This is a genomic window from Streptomyces sp. NPDC002156, from assembly GCF_053593675.1.
Genome location: NZ_JBSFDA010000066.1, coordinates 16,075 through 36,884, shown reverse-complemented (window position 1 = coordinate 36,884; position 20,810 = coordinate 16,075). Strand labels below are relative to the sequence as shown.

At 72.3% G+C, this 20,810-nt stretch carries 14 protein-coding genes and 2 pseudogenes; 6 read left to right on the top strand and 10 right to left on the bottom strand.

Annotated features, from left to right (window positions below; all coding sequences use genetic code 11):
• Positions 1 to 2: 2 nt before the first annotated feature.
• From ACWCRB_RS25495 to ACWCRB_RS25470, 6 genes and pseudogenes are all read left to right on the top strand, one after another.
• The gene (locus ACWCRB_RS25495) at positions 3 to 722 is read left to right on the top strand and encodes an XdhC family protein (RefSeq protein WP_450998237.1); all 720 of its coding nucleotides are present in this window, start codon (positions 3 to 5) and stop codon (positions 720 to 722) included.
• A 12-nt stretch (positions 723 to 734) separates the two neighbouring features.
• Positions 735 to 1,685 (top strand): AAA family ATPase, encoded by a 951-nt coding sequence (locus ACWCRB_RS25490; RefSeq protein ID WP_450998236.1) that lies wholly within the window; start codon positions 735 to 737, stop codon positions 1,683 to 1,685.
• The gene (locus ACWCRB_RS25485) at positions 1,682 to 2,359 is read left to right on the top strand and encodes an SRPBCC family protein (protein ID WP_450998235.1); all 678 of its coding nucleotides are present in this window, start codon (positions 1,682 to 1,684) and stop codon (positions 2,357 to 2,359) included. The genes ACWCRB_RS25490 and ACWCRB_RS25485 overlap by 4 nt, the downstream gene beginning before the upstream one ends.
• Positions 2,356 to 3,570 (top strand): vWA domain-containing protein, encoded by a 1,215-nt coding sequence (locus tag ACWCRB_RS25480; protein ID WP_450998234.1) that lies wholly within the window; start codon positions 2,356 to 2,358, stop codon positions 3,568 to 3,570. The genes ACWCRB_RS25485 and ACWCRB_RS25480 overlap by 4 nt, the downstream gene beginning before the upstream one ends.
• 262 nt (positions 3,571 to 3,832) lie before the next feature.
• A pseudogene (locus tag ACWCRB_RS25475) lies at positions 3,833 to 4,207 on the top strand (RICIN domain-containing protein); the annotation flags it as partial.
• A 168-nt stretch (positions 4,208 to 4,375) separates the two neighbouring features.
• Positions 4,376 to 5,155: pseudogene (locus ACWCRB_RS25470) on the top strand (pectate lyase); the annotation flags it as partial.
• Positions 5,156 to 5,276: 121 nt separating this feature from the next.
• Here ACWCRB_RS25470 and ACWCRB_RS25465 read toward each other — a convergent pair.
• The 10 genes from ACWCRB_RS25465 to ACWCRB_RS25420 form a co-directional block, all read right to left on the bottom strand.
• Positions 5,277 to 6,269: a LysR family transcriptional regulator gene (locus tag ACWCRB_RS25465; RefSeq protein ID WP_450998233.1), complete on the bottom strand. Its 993-nt coding sequence runs from the start codon at positions 6,267 to 6,269 to the stop codon at positions 5,277 to 5,279.
• Positions 6,270 to 6,446: 177 nt separating this feature from the next.
• The gene (locus tag ACWCRB_RS25460) at positions 6,447 to 6,986 is read right to left on the bottom strand and encodes a hypothetical protein (protein ID WP_450998245.1); all 540 of its coding nucleotides are present in this window, start codon (positions 6,984 to 6,986) and stop codon (positions 6,447 to 6,449) included.
• A gap of 65 nt (positions 6,987 to 7,051) precedes the next feature.
• A complete protein-coding gene (locus tag ACWCRB_RS25455) occupies positions 7,052 to 8,569 on the bottom strand; it encodes a sensor histidine kinase (protein WP_450998232.1) in 1,518 nt (505 codons plus the stop codon).
• Between the two features lie 21 nt (positions 8,570 to 8,590).
• Entirely contained in the window at positions 8,591 to 9,628 is a 1,038-nt protein-coding gene (locus tag ACWCRB_RS25450; protein ID WP_235479382.1) for a rod shape-determining protein, read from the bottom strand.
• A gap of 181 nt (positions 9,629 to 9,809) precedes the next feature.
• Positions 9,810 to 14,693 (bottom strand): SAV_2336 N-terminal domain-related protein, encoded by a 4,884-nt coding sequence (locus ACWCRB_RS25445; RefSeq protein WP_450998231.1) that lies wholly within the window; start codon positions 14,691 to 14,693, stop codon positions 9,810 to 9,812.
• Positions 14,694 to 14,698: 5 nt separating this feature from the next.
• A complete protein-coding gene (locus tag ACWCRB_RS25440) occupies positions 14,699 to 15,751 on the bottom strand; it encodes an AAA family ATPase (protein WP_450998230.1) in 1,053 nt (350 codons plus the stop codon).
• Positions 15,752 to 15,778: 27 nt separating this feature from the next.
• Entirely contained in the window at positions 15,779 to 17,452 is a 1,674-nt protein-coding gene (locus ACWCRB_RS25435; protein WP_450998229.1) for a VMAP-C domain-containing protein, read from the bottom strand.
• The gene (locus ACWCRB_RS25430; RefSeq protein WP_450998228.1) at positions 17,449 to 17,817 is read right to left on the bottom strand and encodes a CU044_2847 family protein; all 369 of its coding nucleotides are present in this window, start codon (positions 17,815 to 17,817) and stop codon (positions 17,449 to 17,451) included. Before ACWCRB_RS25430 ends, ACWCRB_RS25435 begins: the two co-directional genes overlap by 4 nt.
• A 72-nt stretch (positions 17,818 to 17,889) precedes the next feature.
• Positions 17,890 to 19,272, bottom strand: coding sequence for a carboxyl transferase domain-containing protein (locus tag ACWCRB_RS25425; protein WP_450998227.1), 1,383 nt, complete (start codon positions 19,270 to 19,272; stop codon positions 17,890 to 17,892).
• The gene (locus tag ACWCRB_RS25420) at positions 19,265 to 20,752 is read right to left on the bottom strand and encodes an acyl-CoA synthetase (protein ID WP_450998226.1); all 1,488 of its coding nucleotides are present in this window, start codon (positions 20,750 to 20,752) and stop codon (positions 19,265 to 19,267) included. Before ACWCRB_RS25420 ends, ACWCRB_RS25425 begins: the two co-directional genes overlap by 8 nt.
• Positions 20,753 to 20,810 lie beyond the last annotated feature (58 nt).

The window sequence follows — 20,810 nt, the reverse complement described above, 5'->3', positions numbered from 1 at the left end:
GCGTGCGTGAACTGACCGAAGGGCGCGTGCCGTTCGTGCACGCTCGTGTGGTGCGCGCCCAGGCGCCCGCCTCCGCCCGCCCCGGCGACGAGGCCATCGTGTACGGCGACGGCACGATCGACGGCTTCGTGGGCGGCGTGTGCGCGGAGGGCTCGGTGCGCACGGCGGCACTCGACGCCCTGCACGGCGGTGGGCCGCTGCTGCTGCGGGTCCTGCCCGAGGGGGAGCCCGAGTTCCCGCCCGCGCCCGGAGCGCAGGTCGTCGTCAACCACTGTCTGTCGGGCGGTGCGTTGGAGATCTTCCTGGAGCCGGTGCTGCCGCCCCCGCTGATCGAGGTCGTGGGCGGTACCCCGATCGCCGAGGCGTTCATCGCCCTCGCCGACGTACTCGGCTACGCGACCGCACGCTCCCTGCCGGAGGGCCCGCCCGCCGAACAGACCGTGGCGGTGGTCGTGGCCGGGCAGGGGAGAGGGGACGCCGAAGCACTGCGGGCCGCCCTGGACGCCGACGTGCCGTACATCGCGCTGGTCGCCAGCAGACGCCGGAGTGCGGCTCTGATCGAGGAACTCGGCCTGGAGGAAGGGGAGTCGGCCCGGATCCACACCCCGGCCGGGCTGGACATCGGCGCGCGCACGGCTCCCGAGATCGCGCTGTCGATCCTGGCGGAGGTGGTGTCGGCCGTACGGCGGACAGCACGGCCCGAAACCGTGCGCTGCGACTGACGGGTGGCCCCGATGTCCGAACCGCCCGCCCGGCCCGTGCCGCCGGCCCTGTTCAAGGACGCCGACGACGTACGCCAACGGCTGGACGACGTCGGGTACTTGGTGGACGAGGGCGCGGCGACCGCCCTCTTCCTCGCCACCGTCCTCGGCCGGCCGCTGCTGCTGGAGGGCGAGCCGGGCGTGGGCAAGACCAGCGCGGCGAAAGCCCTCGCCGAGGCCCTGGACACCCCGCTGATCCGGTTGCAGTGCTACGAGGGACTGACGGCGGGGGAGGCGCTGTACGAGTGGAACTACCAGCGTCAGCTGCTCGCGGTCCGGCTCACCGAGGCGCACGGACAGCAGGGACAGCAGGGACGGGATGGCCAACAGCGGCTGACGGAAACGGACTTGTTCACCGAGGAGTTCCTGCTCGACAGGCCGCTTCTGCGCGCGGTACGCCACCAAGGCCCACTTCCGCCCGTCCTCCTCATCGACGAGATCGACCGCGCCGACGACGAGTTCGAGGCGCTGCTCTTCGAGTTCCTCGGCGAATCGGCCATCACCGTCCCGGAGTTGGGCACCTTCGCCGCCGTACGGCCACCCATCGCGATCCTCACCTCCAACCGCAGCCGCGAACTGCACGACGCGCTGCGCCGCCGCTGCCTGTACCACTGGATCGAGTTCCCGGCCCCCGAGCGCGCGGCGGAGATCCTGCGCCGCTCGGTACCGGCGGCGAACGAGCCGCTGATCGCGTCGGCGACGGAGTTCGTCGGGCGGGTGCGCGGCCTTGACCTGGACAAGGCGCCGGGCATGGCGGAGGCCATCGACTGGGTGTCGGCCCTGGCCGCGCTGCGGGTGGCGCGGCTTGCACGCGGGGACATCGTCGCCACGCTCAGCGCCGTCGCCAAGAGCCCCGACGACCGTGTCGCCGTCACCGAGGCCCTCGAAGAGCTCGGCTACCCCGGACAAGCGAGGAAACCATGAAGATCGACAACGAGTTCGAGGTCGGCGTGCCCGTCGAGCGGGCCTGGCAGGCGCTCACGGATCTGGAGAGCCTCGCCCCGTGCATGCCGGGCGCCCAGCTCACGGGCGTGGAGGACGAGGTCTACCGGGGCCGGGTGAAGGTGAAGGTCGGGCCGGTGATCAGCCAGTTCGCGGGCACGGCACGCTTCGTGGAGAAGGACGAGGCGGCACATCACGCGGTGATCAGCGCGGTGGGCAAGGACACGCGCGGGGCGGGCAACGCGTCGGCGACGATCGACGCCCGGCTGCGGGCGGAGGGCGCGGGGACGGTCGTGACGGTGTCCACCGACCTCAACATCAGTGGAAAGCTGGCCCAGTTCGGCAGCGGGATGATCAAGGAGATCTCGGAGAAACTGTTCGCCCAGTTCATCGAGAACGTGGAGGCGCAGCTCCTGGCGCCGGACGCGGACGCGGCTGACGCGGAGGCGGCTGACGCGGAGGCGGAGGTTCCTGTGGCGGCGCCGGAGCCGCAGATGCGGGCCCAGGCTCCGGTCCCGGTGGCCGTGTCGCCGCAGCCCGTGCAGGAACCGCTGGACCTGATGCGGCTGGCCGGAGGGTCCGTCGGCAGACGGCTGATCCCGGTGGCCGTAGCCGCAGTCGTCGTGGCCGTGGTGATCTACCTCCTGGTCCGGTGACGCCAACCGGTCCTGTGCTGCGGGCAGTTGACCGGGCCGCGTTCGCCGTCGCGCTCGCGACCCGGCTGCGGGAGCGGGGCGTACCCGTGGGCCTCACCGCCACGCAGGACCTCGTACGGGCGCTGGCCGCTGTTCCACCGGCCTCGCGGACGGCGCTGTACTGGACGGCCCGGGTCACCCTCGTCCGCGAGTACGGCCAACTGGCGGCATTCGAGGAGGTGTTCGCCGGTGTCTTCGGCGAGGCGGTGCTTGCCGTGGACCCGCACGCGCGCCGGAACGGACGTACGCGGGTGGGTGAGAAGGGCCCCTCGTCGTCGGTCAACTCCCTTGCCGCTACCGGCGATTCGGGCCTGCCCTGGGTCACCCTCCCGCCTGCCGTCACCGGGGCGGACCAGCAGGACGACCACCGAACGCTGACCGCCGTACCGGAACGTCTGCCCAGTGAACTGGCCGGTTCGGTGGACACGCCGTTCGAGCAACTGGCCCCGAGCGACGCGGAGTTGCTCGGACGGTGGCTGGAGAGGGCGTTGGGGGAGTGGCCCAGGCGCCGGTCGCGGCGGTACGCGGTACGGGCCGGCGGGCCGCGTGTGGCGATCCGGGAGACCGTGGCGCGGGCCCGCCGGACGGGCTGGGAGCCGGTGCGGCTGGTGCGGACGGGGCCGGTGGAACGGCCCCGCCGGGTCGTCGTGCTGTGTGACGTCAGCCGGTCGATGCAGCCGCAGGCGGTCGCGTATCTGCATCTGATGCGGGCACTCGCGCTGACGACGGACGCCGAGGTGTTCGCGTTCGCGACGACACTGACCCGCCTCACCACGGTCCTCGGACGCCGCTCGGCCGAGGCGGCGGTCGACGAGGCCACCGAGCGGGTCGGCGACCGGTTCGGCGGCACCCGGATCGCGCACTGCCTCGCCACCCTGCTCGCCTCGCACCACGGCGGCACCCTGCGCGGAGCCGTCGTCCTCATCTGCTCGGACGGCTGGGACGGTGACCCGCCCGACCGGCTCGCGGCGGCCATGGCCCGGCTGCGGCGCCGCGCCCACACGGTGATCTGGCTGAACCCGAGGGCAGCCGCCCCCGGCTTCGAACCCCGTACGACGACGATGTCCACCGCGCTGCCGTACGTCGACCTGCTCCTCCCGGCGGACAGCTTCGGGGCGCTGCTACGGGTGCCGGGCGAGGTGGCTCGCCTTGGGGCCGCGAACTCCCGCTGAGCGCACGGCACTCACCCGACTCCGACTCGGGAAGCACACAGTTCCCACAAAGTTCCGTGGACGCGGCAACCCCTGGATCACCGGTGGCGACAGACGGGCGTCGGAAACGGAACAGCGCGAACTCCCGAACGAGAGTGACGACGTGGGCAAGAGAGCAGTGGGGCGCGGACCGCGCCGCAAGAGAACGAGCCGTCGCAGGGGCGTACTGATCGGTGCGCTGGTCGCGGCCGTGGGCGGTGGCGCGGTCGCGGGCGGGGTGCTGATGACGGCGTCCGCGTCCAGCCCGGGCGCCGGGACATACCGCCTGGTGAACGCGGCCGACAGCACCTGTCTGACGGGGGCGGCCTCGACCACCGTGAGCGGTGCGCAGCTTGGCACGGCCGCGTGCGACGACTCGGCCGCCGGGCAGACCTGGCAACTGGCCGACACCGAGGGCGGGTTCACGGTCAAGGGCGTCGTCGGCGCTCTGTGCGCCGGGGTCAAGGGCGCGTCGGCCTCCGCGGGCAAGGCGGTGCAGCAGCAGACCTGCGACGGCGGCACGTCGCAGGTGTGGAAGTTGACGGCGGTGGGCGACGCCTACCACCTGGTCAACGGCAAGAGCGCCAAGTGCCTCAACATCAAGGGCGGGTTGGCGCAGCAGAACTCCTGCGACAAGGCGAGCGGCAAGAGTTGGACGCTGGTGGCGGAGGACAGCGGCTCGTCGGAGACGAAGTCACCGTCGGCTTCGGCTTCGGCTTCGGCGACCAAGTCGGCGTCGGCCTCTCCGTCGGCCTCCAAGTCCGCGTCCCCATCGGCATCTGCCTCTACCTCTGCCTCGGCTTCCGCTTCGGCGAGCAAGTCCGCGAGTGCCTCCACCACCCCGGCCTCCGGAACGGACTCCGCCGGCACGACGCTGGGCGCGTGGCCCACGGTCGCCGGCGTGCAGCCGGTCTCCGCGAGCATCGAGGTCTCGGGTACGTACGACGGCGGCCTCAAGCGCTTCTACGGCTCCGACGCCCTCGGCAGCGCCGACCAGGACGAGAACCAGGGCCCGATCTTCGAACTCGCCGACGGTGCCGTCCTGAAGAACGTGATCCTGGGTGCCCCGGCCGCCGACGGCGTTCACTGCCTGGGCAGTTGCACGCTCCAGAACGTGTGGTGGGAGGACGTCGGTGAGGACGCGGCCACGTTCAAGAGCAAGTCGGCCTCGGCGACGTATCTCGTCTCCGGCGGCGGCGCGCGGAACGCGGACGACAAGGTCTTCCAGTTCAACGGCGCAGGCACGCTCACCGTCCAGAACTTCCAGGTCGCCGACTTCGGCAAGCTGGTCCGCTCGTGCGGCAACTGCAAGACGCAGTTCGAGCGCCACATCGTGGTGAAGAACGTCCAGGCGACCAGCCCCGGCAAGGCCTTGGTCGGCATCAACGCCAACTACGGTGACACGGCCACGATTTCGGGAGTCGCGGTCGTCGGCGACAGCAGCAAGAAGCTCGTCATCTGCGAACGCTTCCAGGGCAACTCCACCGGCGCCGAACCCCCGTCCCTCGGCACCGGCCCGGACGCCACTCACTGCCGTTACAGCACCTCGGACATCACGTACAAGTGATCGACGGCAAGGTTGATGTCCTGAACAGCCTCAGCGGGAACCCGCGCCCTAAGGGGCGCGGGGAACTGCGCGACCAGCCCCCACAGGCCCGCAGCCAACGAACTACCTGTCCAGGGGAGCCTCAACTCCACAGAGTCACGTGAATCGCCGGCCGAAACCGCCCCACCGTGACCCCCGTGCCACGCAGCATCGCCTGGATGGCCCGAGGCGTGGTGACGAACCGCCGGAGTTCCGCGGCCGTCGGCGGCTCCTCGCGATCGGCGAGGGCGAGGACGTTCCAGGAACCACGCGCCGGGAGGGCGGGCGCGTCGAGCCGGCAGAGCCCGCCACCGGCGATGTCCTTCGCGACAGCGAACGCCACCGCGAGGGCGACCCCCTTCCCGCGCTTGGCCTCCTCCACCGCGGCGGCATGGCTCTGGAAGATGCGCTGGTTGTGCTCGGGGACGCCCAGGCAGCGCAGCACGGACGGCACCATGCCGACCCGGCCGACGGCGGAAGGCCCCAACAGCCAGGTCTGCTCGCGGAGTTCGCGTACCCCCGCACCACCGGCGGCCCCTGTGGCGAGCGGATGGTCGGGTCCCACGACGGCGATCAGCTGGTAGTTGAGGAAGGGGGTGCAGTTCATGGCCATCGCCACAGGCATGCTCTCGTCGCCGACGACGGCGGTGGCGGGAGGCGGCCCGATGGCCACATCCACGGCCCGGTTCACCAGCAACGCGCCGAACCGCTGCGGACTGTGCACGCTCAGCTCGACGTCCAGATCGTCCGCGCGCCCCGCGAACAGTTCGATGAGACCGGGCGCGGCATGCTCCGCGAACAGACTCGACGCGGCCACCCGCAACAGCCGCCGGCCGGAACCGGCCTGCCGGACCTCGAGGATCGTGCGGTCCTGGAGCCCGAGCAGTTCCGCCGCCCGGCTGGCGAGCCGCAGCCCGCCCGGTGTGAACGCGAGCCCCTGGGCGGTCCGGGTGAAGAGCTTGTCGCCGAGTTCCCTGCGCAGATGCGCGACGTGCGTCGACACGGCGGCCTCGGTGACGGCGAGATCGGCCGCGGCGGCCTTCACGGAGCCGAGCCGGACGGTCGCGGAGAAGGCCCGCAGCTGTGCCGGGGTCAACAGAACCTCCCCCGCTCACCACGGGTGCCCATTCACCGGTGACCTGCACCACAAATTAGCGCACCAGTTCGCCAAGAGCCATGCATCGGACCGGAGGGACCGAGGCCCGGAAACCGTGGCCGCCCCGAGACCGGAAACCGTGGCCGCCCGAGGCGGGAATCCGCGACCGCCCCGACGTCAGGACCGCAGCACCCCCGGCCGCCACAGCACCGTCACCGCGACCCCCGTGCGCCGCGCGTACTCCACCACGTCCCCGGTGCCGCCGAGCCCCCGTGCGGGCAGCCCGTCCCACACCGCGACCAGCTGGTCGACGTGGTCGACGATCCAGCGGCCCGCCGCGAAATAGGCCTCCTCGTGCGTCGCCTCGACGGGCAGATTCACGCGCGTACGGCAGGAGTCGAGAAGGCGGCGGTACGAGGCCCGCGTGTCGGCGTCGCCGAGGTGGGCCTCGTAGTCCATACCGGGGATCACGGCCGTGAGCGGGATTCCGCGCTCCAGGGCGATGTCGGCGAACAGCTGATCGGCCCCGGCGGCGAGGCTGCTCAGCGCCTCCAACTCCTCGTCGCCCTGGAGCAGTCGGCGGATGCCCGTACGCACGGACGGCAGGACGGCGGCGGGGATCGAACGATGCCCGGTCACACCGATGCGCGTACGGACACGCGCCACGACACGCGTACCCCTCCCGGTGTGCCTGCCCGTGTCCCTGCCGGGATCCATTCCCGTGTCGATGCACGTGCCGAAGCGAGTGCCGACGAGCGTGCCGTTACGCGTGTCAATGTCCGTCACCGACTGCCCCTCCGCCGTCTACGTTCCGTCACCTCCCCCAGAGTGCCGTCTTCAAGCGGGGCCTGCCAGAGCGCGGTTGTACCCGAGCCTGCGCCCGATGGGCCGTCGCCGCTGTCGCCATCGCCGTAGACCGTCAGCCGTACCCCGTCCCGTCCGTCCGGCAGGACCGCCGTCGCGTCGACCGTGATCGCGACCCGGGTGACACCGGGACGGCGTACGGCGGTGGCGAGCGCGCGGCGCAGAGCGGTGAGGAGCTGGGTGGCGACCGGGGCCGGGACGCGATGCTCGACGGCACCGGTGAAGTGGACGGAAGGCCGGCGGCCGAGCACCGCCGCCGCACCGGCCGCTTCCCGAAGTACCTTGCCGCGCAAGGTGGTTGGCGCGTCGGCCGGGGGCTGCTGGAGAGCGAAGATGGTCGTACGGACCTCCTGGACGGTGGCCTGGAGTTCGTCGACCGCACGCCCGAGAATCTCGCGCACCTTGTCGTCGCCCACCGCCCGGCGCTGTGTGGACTCCAGCATCATGCCGGTGGCGAACAGCCGTTGGACGACGAGATCGTGCAGATCGCGGGCGATCCGGTCGCGGTCCTCGTACACCGCGAGACGGGCGCGCCGGCGCCGGGCGTCGGCGAGGACGAGCGCGAGGGCGGCCTGCGAGGCGAACTGCGTCGCGAGAAGCTTTTCCGTGTCGGTGTACGGCCGTTCCCCGCGCCGGCGCGGCAGCGCGAGCGTCCCGATCAGCCGCCCCTCGGCCTGCAACGGCAGCAGCATGCTCGGCCCGAACCGGTGCCGTACCGGGGTCGTCATCCGCGGGTCGGTCGCCGAGTCGTCGACGAACACGGGTTCCCCGCCCAGCAGTTGAACGAGAACAGGACTCCCGGGCGAGATGACGGTCCCCACGATGTCCCCGTCACCGGGATCGTCGCCGTCGAGCGTGGCGGCGGTGACGACCTCCATACCGCCCTCGTCCGTCGGCTGCAGGATGACACCGGCGGCGGCGTCGGCGAGGAGCCGGGCGCGGTCCGCGACGGTCAGCAGCGCGTCGTCGTCGGCCCCGCCGGTGAGCAGCGCGGTGGTGACGGCGGCTGCACCCTCGATCCAGCGCTCGCGCTGCCGGGCGGTCTCGTACAGCCGGGCGTTGCCGATCGCGATACCTGCCTGCGCGGCGAGAACGCTCAGCAACTGCCGGTCGGAGTCGGTGAATTGACTGCCGTCGAGCTTCTCGGCGAGATACAGCCGCCCGAACTCCCCGCCCTCCACCAGGATCGGTACGTCGAGGACGGCGATGCCCGCCCGCTCGGCGCGCCCCAGATCGGCCTTGCGGATCTCCACGAGACCGTCGTGCCCGGGGTCGGCCATCCCGAGCCCCGCGTACCGGGCACCGGTCAACTCGGCGGCGCCGTCCACGATGTGCTGGAGCGTGGCGCGCAGTTCGAGATCGGTACCGATGCCGAGCACGGCTTCGAGACGGGGCGGGAGAGGGGGAGGGGGAGGCAGCAGCGCGTCGCCCGACATATGACGGGGAGTACTGTCGGCTCAGGTGGCCAGCGGATCCAGCACCAGCGGCTCGATCTTGCCCTCCAGCATGTACCCGAGGCCCTGCACCGCGCACACGTCCGGCCGCTCGGCGATGTGCACCGGCATGCCCGTGGCCTGCCGCAGCATCTGGTCGAGGCCGGGGAGCAGCGCGCTGCCGCCGACCATCATGATCCCGCGATCCGCGAGGTCGGCCACCAGGTCCGGCGGGCAGTCCCGCAGCACCTTGCCGATCCCGTCGAGTACGGCGGTCAGCGGCGTCTGGATGGCGTCGCGCACGGCGGCGGTGTCGACCTGGACGGAACGGGCGAGGCCGGTGGCGACGTCCCGTCCGTGGATCTCGGTCGACTCCGGCCCGTGCGGGGTGAGCCCGTTGCCGGAGAGGGCGAGCTGCAGCGGACGTACCGACTGACTGGGCAGCATCAGCTCGTGCTGATGCCGGAGATGCTGCACGATCGCGTGGTCGACTGCCTCGCCGCCGACCGGGATCCGCTCGGCGGTCACGATGGAGCCGAGGGAGAGCACGGCGAGCTGGGTGGCGGCGGCCCCGCACACCATGACCATGGTCGCCTCGGGCTGCTCGACGGGCAGCCCGCATCCCACACCGGCGGCGATGAGCGTGTCGACGAGTTCGACGCGCCGGGCACCGAGCCCGACGAGCGTCTCGATGGTCGCGCGCTGCGCGAGCGGGTCGGCGTCGTGCGGGTAGCAGGCGGCGGCCCGCAGGAACGGCTTGCGGCGCAGCGTACGCCGTACCTTGTCGCCGATCAGGTGCCGCAGCATGCGCTGAGCCATCTCGATGTCGACGACGGTCCCACCGGACACGGGCCGTACGACGCGGATGTAGTCGGGCGTACGTCCCGTCATCTTCTCGGCGAACTCCCCGACCGCGATCAGCGCACCGGTCCTGGTGTTCACGGCGGCGACGGACGGCTGGTCGACGACGAGCCCGGCCCCCTTGACGTAGACGCGGGTCCGCGCGGCCCCGAGGTCGACGGCGAAATGGCAGCGGCGCATCTGTTCCAGACTGACGGTCATGGCAGATCCTCCCGAGAGCGCAGACCGTACGGGCCCACCGGTCGACGGGCCTCCACTGGCATCGTGCGGGGGGTGGGGGAGGGGGCGCCTGTTGTAGAGGGCCGGGTGGGGTGCCGCCGTATGGGTATTTGTCTCTTATGTCTGAAGTAGAGAAAAGATAAGGTGATCGGCGGGTTGTGGTTCAACGCGCCTGGGCCGCCAGGAGCAGCGGCAGCAGACCGGATACGAGCAGGGGGGCGCCGTTGGGCGCGCTGTGCTGGTGCTGTGCCTGGTTGTCGCGGGCGAAGGCGATGAAGGGCAGACCGAGGGCGTGGGCCGCCTGCCGTTCGGCGGCGGAGTAGCCGACCAGGAGCGTGCGGGAGGCCGGGGTACCGAGCTGGTCCAGGGCCATCAGCAGACAGTGCGGGTGCGGCATGAGCCTGGTCGGACCGGTGGCCCGGCCGTGCGCACCACCGCGCACGCTCGACATCAGGTCGCGGTTCCGCAGATAGGTCTCGGCCGTCTCCGTGGCATGGTCGGTGACGACGGCCACGCCCACGCCCTTCGTGTCGAGGGTGCGGACCAGCAGATCGGCGTACGGCCGGGGCTCCGCGGTGCTTACGGCGCGCAGCTCGATCTCGTCCAGCCGCAGGCTCACCTCCTCCGCCAGGTCGTGTTCCGCGAAGGCGCGAAGGAGGTCGAGCGGGTCGGTGAAGATCTCGGGCGGGGGGAGCGGGGCTTCGCGGCTGTTCCGTTCGGCCAGGTGGCGGGCGAGTTCGCGGGCTGCTTCGGTCGCCTCGTCCGGCCGGAACAGGCGGGCCAGCGGGCCGTTGAAGCCGAGGAGGACGGAGTCGGCGCCGGCGATGGCGGCGGCGATGGAGGGTTCGCCCCGCGAGGGTGAGGTCGGTGCGGTGGCCGCGGCGGGGGTGCTCAGCGAGACCTCCCAGATGAGTGCGTGGCCGGGAACGGTGTGCCGGGCCAGGCCGGCGTCGAGTGCCGCCTGGGCCTTGGTCATGTGTGCGGGCGGATAGGTGACGGTGATGTCGCCCAGCGCCGAGGACAGGCGGCTGTGAATCGCGTCGACGGTTCCGGAGTCGGTGTGCCAGAGGGCGTCGACGGGGTCGGAGATCCGCCAGGTGACCTTCCCGGTGGCCCTGAAGACGGGGGCTCCGTTCAGCGTGGGCCCCAGGATGTTGAGCCAATTGCTGTGCGGGGCGAGGTCGACCTCGTAGTAGCCCAGGGCGTCGGAGGCCCAGGCGCGGTCGAGCCGACTGCGGGGGAATCCGTAGACGACGGCTGTGTCCGCGTCTTCGGGCACCGGGCGTGCGCCGCCGGCCGGCAGCGGGTAAGGGCCCCGGGCGGTGGGGAAGAGGTGCAGACCGGAGCCGATGAACCGGGACAGGTGGAAGGGGCGGTGCCATGCGGTCGGCGGGGCGCCCGTCCGGTCGGAGCCCAGAGCGTGCCGGAGTTCCTGCGGGGCGGTGGAGCCGAACTCCTCTTCCAGCAGGTCCGCGGAGGGCGCGGTCACGGCGACGACGGCATCCGCGTCCGAGGCGTTCAGCACGTCCATCGCCGCTGCCGTACGGGACATCTCGGTGCCCTGGTCCGGCGAGAGGACAGGGAGGACGAGGAAGGACACGCGCAGTCGGGCACCGTCCAACTCCGCGACTCTGTAACGGATCTGATCAAGCGTCACGTGAAGCAGGGAGAGTACGGCCCCCCAGTCCCTGATGCGCACCGCACAGCCCTCGTCGTGCGTGAGCAGCTCGTACTCGCCACCCTCCAGACCGCTCGCCGCCAGCAGCCGTGTGACCGTCCGGTGCAGCAGGGCGCGCGTCTCGGCGGGCTGAGGGCCGTCGGCGAAGCGGTAGAAGACGGCGGCGGTGCGGTATTCGTCGTACACGTCGTCGGGGCCGTCGTCCCACGGGTTGTCCGGCAGTTCGTCGGGATCGGACAGGAAGCGGTACGGCGATCCGGCGTTCGGAGTCTCCTCGTACTCGTAGGGCGAGTCACCTTCCCCCGGGCCCTCCCTGTACTGGGCGCGCAACTCCCGCCCCAGAAACAGCATTTCCGGGCTCCGGAGGGGGGAGTCGACAGCGGACTCGTAGTCCTCGTACGCCTCCAGGGCCTCCTCGACGCGTCCCTGCCGCTGGAGCGCGATCATCTGCAGTCGCCGGAAGTCCTCGCGGAACGGGTGTTCCAGGACAAGCGCGCCGAGGTCGACGGAGACCTGTGTGAACTCGCCCAGTTCCATGTCGAGTTCGGCGCGGGTCGCGAGCAGGGAGAGCCGGAGGTCGTCGAGCCGGGAGCGTGCGGCGTGGGCGGCGGGGCCGGGGACGCCCTCCAGGGGGACACCGCGCCACAGCTTCAGCGCGTCGTTCACATGGCCGCGGGCCGACGCGATGTCGCCCGCCGCGCGTCGTGTCTCCGCCTGGCTCACCAGGCGCTCGCACCGGATCACGTCCACGAAGTCCGTGCTGGTGTGCAGGGAGTAGCCGTCGGGGAGAGTGGCCAGGACGCCGGGGCCCAGGGCGGTGCGGAGCCGGGCGGCGCAGCCCTCCAGCAGGGCCCGTGCGGCGTCGACCGGCAGGCCCTCCCAGATGCCCTGGGCGAATCGGACGTGGGTCACCTCGCGGCCGTGCTGGAGGAGAAGCATGCACAGCATCGCCAGCGTCGGGGGATGGTCGAGGTCCGGCTGCCTCGCCTTGCCGCGGCTGATGGCGGGGCGGCCGAGCAGGGAGTAGCGGAGCGTCCTGCCGGCCACGAGGACGGGACTGATGGACGAGAGCAGGAACCGGCCCTGTTGCTGTGCGGCGGGGTTTCCTGAGAGCAGGCTGGTGAGAGCGGACGCAAAGGAGCGCTGCGTCTCGTCGGGCTGAAGGGTGGTGAGCAGAGAGGCCTCAATGCTCGTACCGGCGAAGGCGAAGGCATCCTCGCCCGAGGCCAGTTGGAAGAGCAGTACGCCGAGTGCGTGCAGATCGGCGGACTGTTCCTCCTGCCCGTGGTCCTCGATCTGCCCGAGGGCGCCGGGCATGAGCTTGACCGTCCCGGCCGGCAGCAGGAGGACCCGGGTCATCGCGAGCCGGCCGTGGGTGAGACCGGCACGGTGCACGGCCCTGAGCCCCTCCGCGAGCTGCTGTCCCACCGAGAGCAGCAGCGCCGCGGGAAGTCGGCAGTCGTCGGGCCCGGCAAGGGAGTTGAGCGTGATGGCCGTCGGCCGCTCCATGACGACGTACGGCCGGCCGTCCTCGACGCCGTAGTCGAGCACCGCCAGCACATTCGGGTGCTCGATCCCGGCGAAGGCCGCCGCATCGCGCAGGAAGGCCCGCCGGGCCGCCTCGTCGCGAGGCGCGGGCAGCGTCCAGACCGACACCGTCCGTCCCAGTTCCGTGTCCTCCGCCTGCCGCAGCCCGTCGTCCGCCCCGGACCCCTCCATGAACCGGTACCGGCCGCCCGCGAACCCCGTGTCCGCTCCTCCCAGCAGCCGCCGGGCGCTCTCCCGGCTGACCGTGGCGATCGGCTCGCTGCGCGCCATCCGTTCCGTACCGGACGCCGACGGCGTACTCGCCCGGAACTCCCCTCGCGCGAGCCCGACCCGTTCGTCGATCAACGCCCCTGTCCGCTCCAGGAGTTGGGTGACGCGCCCCCGCGCACTGCGGGGCAGACCGCGGAGCAGCAGCTCCTGGACGCCCGGCCGGAAGGCGTACGAACCCGGTGGTCCCGGTGTGGTCGTGAGCATCCCGCTGAGGATGATCTCCGCCAAGTGCTGTGGGCGCGGGGCCGGTTCGACCGCGGCCTGGACCAGGCGCATGACAGGGAGATCCGGCCGGCCCACCGCCAGATGGCCGGCGAGCCGGAAGGCCTCGGGAGAGGCGGTCGCCCGGAAGCGCAGGACGAGGTCCTCGGCGGGCAACCGGGTGGCGTCGGCCAGGTCCCCGGACTCGTCCGGCCGGGCCGGGGCGTGCGTCAGGCGGGCCACCGAAGCGGCGATCCGGTTGCCGCCCCGGCTCGCCACCAGCTCCGCCCAGTGACCGAGCCAGGCCGGGTCCGGCTCCAGGACCGGGAGCGGTACGGCTCCTCCGGCGGCGTACCGGGCATCCGCGTCGTCGGGAGGGTAGGGGTCGTACGGGGAGAACGTGAGCGCCGAGAGCGGGGCCGCCGGGAACGGAGCGGTCAGCAGGCCGGGCGTGGTGGGCAGGGCCGTGTCGCGCCACAGGTGTTCGGGGAGGGGCTGGACGACGGCCAGCGGCATCCGGTGGGACCAGCGGCGCAGCGTCGTGTACCAGCGGATGCCTGCCTCGCCCGCTCGCCACTGAGGGCCCATGCAGTCGCTGACCAGCAGCGTCACGGTACGTCCCGTCGCCGGTGCGTGGCCGCTGGAGCCGCTGACCGTGCCGTCCGGGCGGGCCCGGTGCACGGTCACCGTACGGAAGACACCCGATTGGGCCAGCACGGTGTGGAGTTCGTGGAACAGCGGCTGCCACACGGGCATCGTGGGGCCCGTGTCCTGGACCAGGTGCAGGCTCAGCCAGCGTTCGCGGGCGGGGCGCAGCACCGGGAGCCACCACTCGGGGGCGCCGCCCGTGCGGGCGATCCGGTGGGCGGTCGCCCGTTCGTCGAACTCATGGCCGACCGGCGCGTCGGTGTGCCGCTTGACCGGACGGAGGGCCCGTTGCAGGGCCAGCGGGCGGCGCAGCATCGGTGGGACGGGGGCCAGCAGGGAGACATGGGACGTTGGGTCACTGGACGCGGAGGCCGTGACCGGCAGATGGAGGGGGACACGGTCGTGGAGTACGGACCCCTCCCGCTCCTCCTTCCTCCTGCGGGGCGGGCCCGGGGCGGGACCGGCGGGTTCCCCCGTCTCCTCCGGAGTTTCCGCTTCACCGGGCACGGGTTCGGCCGCGGAGGCATCGGTCCGGTCCGCGGGCGGCTGTACCGATGCCTGCGCCGACGACGGTGGCTGATGCTCCATCTGCCGTGCCAGCCACAGGAGTTCGGCCAGTTCCACCGTGGTCGGGCGCACCCCGCCGGCCGCCTCGGCCAGGATGTCGGCCAGGCGGGCGAACGGCTCGGGTGCGGCGGGCATCGGGCTCAGAAGGCATCGGCCTCCGGTGCGCGGCTCAGATACGGCATCAGTTCCTCCGCCAGGTCGTCGAGGGAATCGGCGCCCAGGCCCGACGCGCCGGCCAGGTAGATCGCGTTGAGGAGCTGGTCGGTGGCGAGGTCGCCGCCGGAGGCACGGGAGAGGAAGCGGTCGATGAGGGTCCGCGCGTAGTCGTCGGGCTCGCCCAGATGCGCCCGTACGATCCCGGCCAACTGGCTGTCGTCCGGCTGGCGCAGGCGCAGGGTGACGCACCGGCGCAGAAAGGCCGGCGGGAACTCCCGTTCGCCGTTGCTGGTGAGGACGACGAAGGGGAAGGCGTTGCAGCGGACGCGCCCGCGTTCGACCGGTACCCGTTCGTCGGTGCCGTCGATCATCACCTCGGCGCGGCCGTCCGGGGTGTGCCGGGAGGCCCGGACCAGTTCGGGGATCTCGTACTGGCCCTCCTCCAGGACGTTCAGCAGGTCGTTGGGGAGGTCCAGGTCGCTCTTGTCGATCTCGTCGATGAGAAGGGCACGGGGCCGGGCGTAGGGGAGCAACGAGGTGCCGAGGGGGCCCAGACGCAGATGGTCCTCGATCCCGGCCGTCGCGGAGCTCTCCGCCGGTGTGCCCGCCGCCGACGTGGTCGTCACCACCGTGGCGGTCTGCTTCGCCGCGTACAGGCGGGACAGCGGGTCGTACTGGTAGAGGCCGTCGTGCAGAGTGCTGCGACTGGTGATGTTCCAGCGCAGGACCGGGCCCAGACCCAGCTCCCGCGCCACGGCGTACGCGAGCGACGACTTGCCGGTGCCGGGCGGGCCGGTCACCAGGAGCGGGCGGCGCAGATAGAGAGCGGCGTTGACGAGTTGGACGGTCCGCGGGGTGGCCTGGTAGGTCTCGGCGCGGTGTGTGCGGTCCGGTGAGGTGGCGGAGGTGTCGTCGCTCTCGGCCGGGGTGCCGAGCACCGGCCCGCCGTCGAACGCCCGCCAGGGCGGGGGCGGCGGCAGTTTCGTGATGCCGTCGTGCGGCTCGTTCTTGCCGGTGTAGACGGGCCACAGAGGCATGGCATCTCCGGAGGGTCTGGAAGGGTCTCAGATGACGGGCGAGTGCGGGGAGACGGTCGGTTCGGGGAAGCAGCGTGGGTCGTCCCACAGGAGCTGTACGTCCCGTGCCCAGTGCCGGTCCGGGTCGTCGGCGGCGTCCGCCGTCTCGCGCAACGTCAGGAAGTGGCGCGGGAGTTCGGCGGGCGGGACACCGGTGACATACGCGGTGAGTTCGTCGAGGAACGCCGTGCCGGCGCAGGGGCCGTCGTGCTCGGGGGCGGGGCAGCCCGTACGCGGCCACACCAGCACCGGGACCGGTGCGTTGAGCGTGGCCTCGAAGTGCGCCTCGGCGGCCCCGGGCGGCGCCGTGAACCCGGCCAGGTCCGTGTCGTCCCGCCGCAGCCTCAGCCGGAGTCTGCTCGGCTTCTCCTGGCTGCCGCACTCGACCCGGTGCAGACTCGTGCCCGACCCGGCGTCCAGCTTCTCCCACCTCCTGGTCAACTGGTGGCGCACACCGCCGCGCCGCCGGGACCGGTCCGTGACGACGAGCGGATATGCGCAACCCAGCGGCGTCGGGTCGTCCGCACCGCACTCCCACTGCGCCACCGGCTCGTTCAGCCACGCTCGGGGCAGTACGAACGCGATCAACTCCTCCGCCCCCGGCGTGAGTTGGGTGAACGCTTCGTCGATGCGTTCCTGGATGTACGCCCGTACACGGCTCCGCGGCAGTTGCCGCGCTCCCACCGCCCGGCGCTGTCCGTCGCGGTACGCGGACACTACGACGCTGGCCCGGTCGCCGCCCGCGCCGCTGTGATCGATCTCGACGAGGATCGGCGACCATACGGGGGCCGGCGCGGGTCCCCGGCGGGCGGGGGCGTCCAGCAGCTCCGCGAGCCGATCCGCGAAGCGCGTCACCGCCTCGGGGTCGGTGACCTCCCACTGCACATACCAGGCCGCAGCCCACAGCCGGTCGAACCCCTCGTCCGGCAGCGGCGGTCCGAAGGGGCCCACGGCATCGACGTACAGCCTGTTCGGGTCGCACTCCAACCGAGCCGACTCCGCCTGCCGCACCAAGGTGCGCAGACGTTCCTTCACGGCCGGCCGGTGGTCGGGGGTCGGGACGAGTTCGCCGAGCTCGGGCCAGTAGCGGGTCATGACACGGGTGGGCAGCATTCGGCCGTTGCGCACCTCACGCGCGCCCGCGACCGACGAGACCATGCCGACGACCCTGCCACTGTCGGCGAGGACGACCGCCGCACCGCTGAATCCGGCCGCCAGAGGCTGTCCGTGCGCGGTCCACGACTCCAGTTGGATCCACTCGTCGGCGATCAACTGCTCGGAGGCCGCCCGGTACTCGGCGAGTGTGCCCTCGTCGTACCCGCGCGGGAAGCCGTACGCGATCAGCTTCGGCGACGGATCCCCGTACGCGTCCCCGGGCGGTGCGAACTCGGCCGGGGCGAAGGGGATGTCGCGGTCCAGCTCCAGCACCGCCAGGTCGCCGGGGTCGGTGACCGCGCCCGCCCAGCCCCCGAGAACGGCCACGGTGGCGGACACCTCGCCGAGGCCCAGACCCCTGTCGTGCGGGAACGTCACGGTCACGGCCGACTCGTCGCTCCACCGCACGACATGGGCACACGTCAGCACCCGGCGCGCGGAGACAAGGAACCCCGCCCCGACCTCGTTCCCGCAGACGATCCGGGCGTGCCAGGCAGCGCTGCTCATGACGGGCCGGCGGCCTCCGGGCCTGACGGAGCCCGTGACTCCTGCCCCGGCGACCAGCTCAGTTTGACGACCAGATGCCCTTCCGCGGACCCCTTCGCGAGGATCGCGCCGGTCTCCGCGCCGAGCTTCACCCCGAACTCGATTTCCACGGAGTCGGGTTGGAGCGGACCCTCCCGGAACACACGCAGCGCGGACTGGGCCGCCGCCCGCACCCCGTCGAGCGCGCCCTCGAAGGTACGCACCGCCTGGACCGGCCCGTCGCCGCGTGAGACGAGCCGGGCACCGGACTCGTCGTCGACACCCTCCACGACGACTACGGTGCCGTCCTCCGTCTTGAATTCCACCAGGCCGTCCGTACCGCCCATGCGCCGCTCGCTCCCCCGTCGTGGTCGTGATCGAACCCATTGTGGCCCAAGGGGCGTGGCAGCGCCGCGTGTTCAGCGACTCACGATCCCCCGCACCACCCCCAGCTCCACCAGATCCTGCGGCCGGATCCGGAGCTGATCCGCCGTCGCCTCCACCTCCCCCTCCGAACGCTTGAGGATCGCCGCCGCCAGCTCCGGCGCGATGACCGAGAAGTAGCTGTCCGGCGTGGCCCAGGTGTTGCCGGGCGCGGCGAGGGCCAGGGCGCCGCCCGAGCCGCCCTCGCCGATCAGCAGTGTGGTGACCGGCGTGCGGGCCGCGGCGACCGCGCCGAACAGGTCCGCGATCGCCGCGCCCGCGCCCTCGCGTTCCGCGGCCGCGTCGTTGGCGGCGCCCGGGGTGTCCACCAGGGTCAGGACCGGGATGCCGAGCCGGTCCGCGAGACGGATCAGCCGGGCGGCGGTGCGGTAGCCGGCGGGGCGGGTGGCCGTGCCGAGCTGGGCGGCGTATGCGACGGTCCGCCCGTTCACCGCGCACTCGCCGAACCCGCATGCCATACCGGGGTCGGTGCCGCCGCAGCGGTCACCGCTGATCGCGGTGCGCCGGGTGAAGTACGCGTCCAAGTAGGCGTCCGCGCGCGGGCGTTGGGGAGACCGGGCGCGCTGGACGGCGTCCCAGCCGGTGTCGGGGAGGGCGTCGGTGGCGAGGGACGGCGGTGGCGGGGCGGCCTCCGCCGACCTGTCACTCGACCTGTCACTGACGCTCAGCAGCCAGAGCCAGCGGGCCAGCGTCTCCCGGAGCGCCTCCGGGCGTACGACCGCGTCGGCCGCGCCCGCCGCCACCTGCGCCTCCGCCGTGTACGCCGCCGGGTCCGCGTCGGCCGGCCGGACCCGGGAGCCCGCGAAGCCCACCTGGGCGCCGGGCAGGGCGAGGACGACGTCGGCGCCCGCGCCCAGGGTCGCCCAGCCGCCGCCGGTCGTCGGATCCCGGAGGACCGCGATCTGCGGGAGGCCCGCCTCGCGCGTGAGCGTCGACTGCCGTGCCACGCGCTGGAGTTGGGTCAGTGCGAGCATGCCCTCCTGCATCCGGCTGCCGCCCGTCGCGACGAGCGACACGACGGGCAGCCGGTTGGTACGCGCGTGCTCGTACGCCAACTCCAGCCGGTCGCCGGTGCGTTCACCGAGCGAGCCGCCGAGGAAGCCGAACTCGAAGACGATCAGCACGGCCGGGGTGCCGCCGATGCGCGCGGTACCGCAGACGACGGACTCCTCCTCGCCGGTACGGGCGGTGGCGCGGGCGCGCGAGGCGTCGTAACCCTGCCAGGAGAGGGGGCCGTCCGCCTTGAACTCCACGATCGGGTACGGGAGTTCGGTGAAGGTGGAGTTGTCGCAGACGAGGGTGATGATCTCGCGGGCGGAACGGCGTTCGGGGAGGGCGTAGGGTGCGGGGTCAGTCACTGGGGAGGGCTCGTTTCATGATCTTCCCCATGTCGTTGCGTGGGAGGGCGTCCAGGTAGCGCACGACCCGGGGGCGTTTGTGCGGGGCGAGGCGGGCGGCGACGTGGTTCGCCAACTCGTCGGCGTCCGGCGGGGATTGGGGGTCCGCCGGGACGATCCAGGCGACGATCCGCTCGCCCAGGTCGGCGTCGGGCTCGCCGGTCACCGCCGCCTCGCGCACACCCGCGTGTTCAAGGAGCGCGTTCTCGATCTCGCCCGCGCCGATCTTGTAACCGCCGCTCTTGATCAGGTCGGTGGCCTTCCGGCCGACGATACGGACGTAGCCGTCGGGATCGCGCACCGCCATGTCACCGGTGCGGAACCAGCCGTCGGCGGTGAAGGCGGCGGCGGTGGCGTCGGGCCGGTTGAGGTACTCGGTGAACAGGTTCGGGCCGCGCACCTGGATCTCGCCCACGGTCTCGCTGTCGTACGCCGTGATGGGCGCCCCGTCCTCCTCGACGAGCCGCAGCTCGACGCCCGGCAGCGGTACGCCGACCGTGCCCGCGCGGGGCTCGCCGTCCGCACGGACGCTCGTATTCATCAGGGTTTCGGTCATCCCGTACCGCTCCACGACCCGCTGCCCGGTCGCCGCCGTGATCCGCTCATGGTCGTGCACGGGCAGTGCCGCCGAACCGGACACGAGTAGACGGGCCCGACCGAGCGCCCCGGCGAGTTCCGGGTCGCCGGGGAGCGCCTCCGCGATCCGGTGGTACATCGTCGGTACGCCGAACAGCATCGTCGCCCCGTCGTTCAGCTCGCGGGTCACGCCCTCCGTCCCGAACCGCCCGAGGTGCCGTACCGAGCCGCCGCGCCGCAGCGGGCCGAGGATGCCGAGAATCAGACCGTGCACATGAAAGAGCGGAAGCCCATGCACCAGCACGTCCTCGGAGGTCCACTGCCAGGCGTCGGCGAGCGCGTCCAGGGTGGTGGCGATGGCCCGGCGCGGGATGACGGCACCCTTGGGCGGGCCGGTGGTGCCGGAGGTGTAGACGATCAGGGCGGGGGTGTCGGGGGAGAGGTCGGAGGCGGGCTCCTTCGTCCCGGGTGCCGCTGATGGGCGTACGTCGATGTCGACGCGTTCCAACGAGCCGAAAGCGGCGGGGAGTTCGTCACCTGGTGCGGTGAGTACGAGCGCGGGCGAGCTGTCCTTGAGGATGTGCCCCAACTCGCTCTCGCCCGACTTCGGGTTGAGCGGCACCGCCGGGACCCCGGCCAGCAGCGCGGCCACGACACCGACGGCCGTCTCCAGCGTCGGCGTGGCCCAGACGGCGACCCGGCCGGCGCCCGCCCCGGTGATCCGGTCGGCGAGTGCTCTGGCCGAGGCGGCGAGTTCGGCGTACGTCAGCGAGCGCTCGCCGAAACGCAGGGCGGGCCGCCCGCCCGGAGCGCCGGTCGGCGTACCGGTCGGGTCGTCGGTCAGCCCGGGAAAGAGAGAGGACACGCGTCGTACTCCTTCGATCGTCGATCATCACACCAGTCGAACCCCGAACAGTCGAACA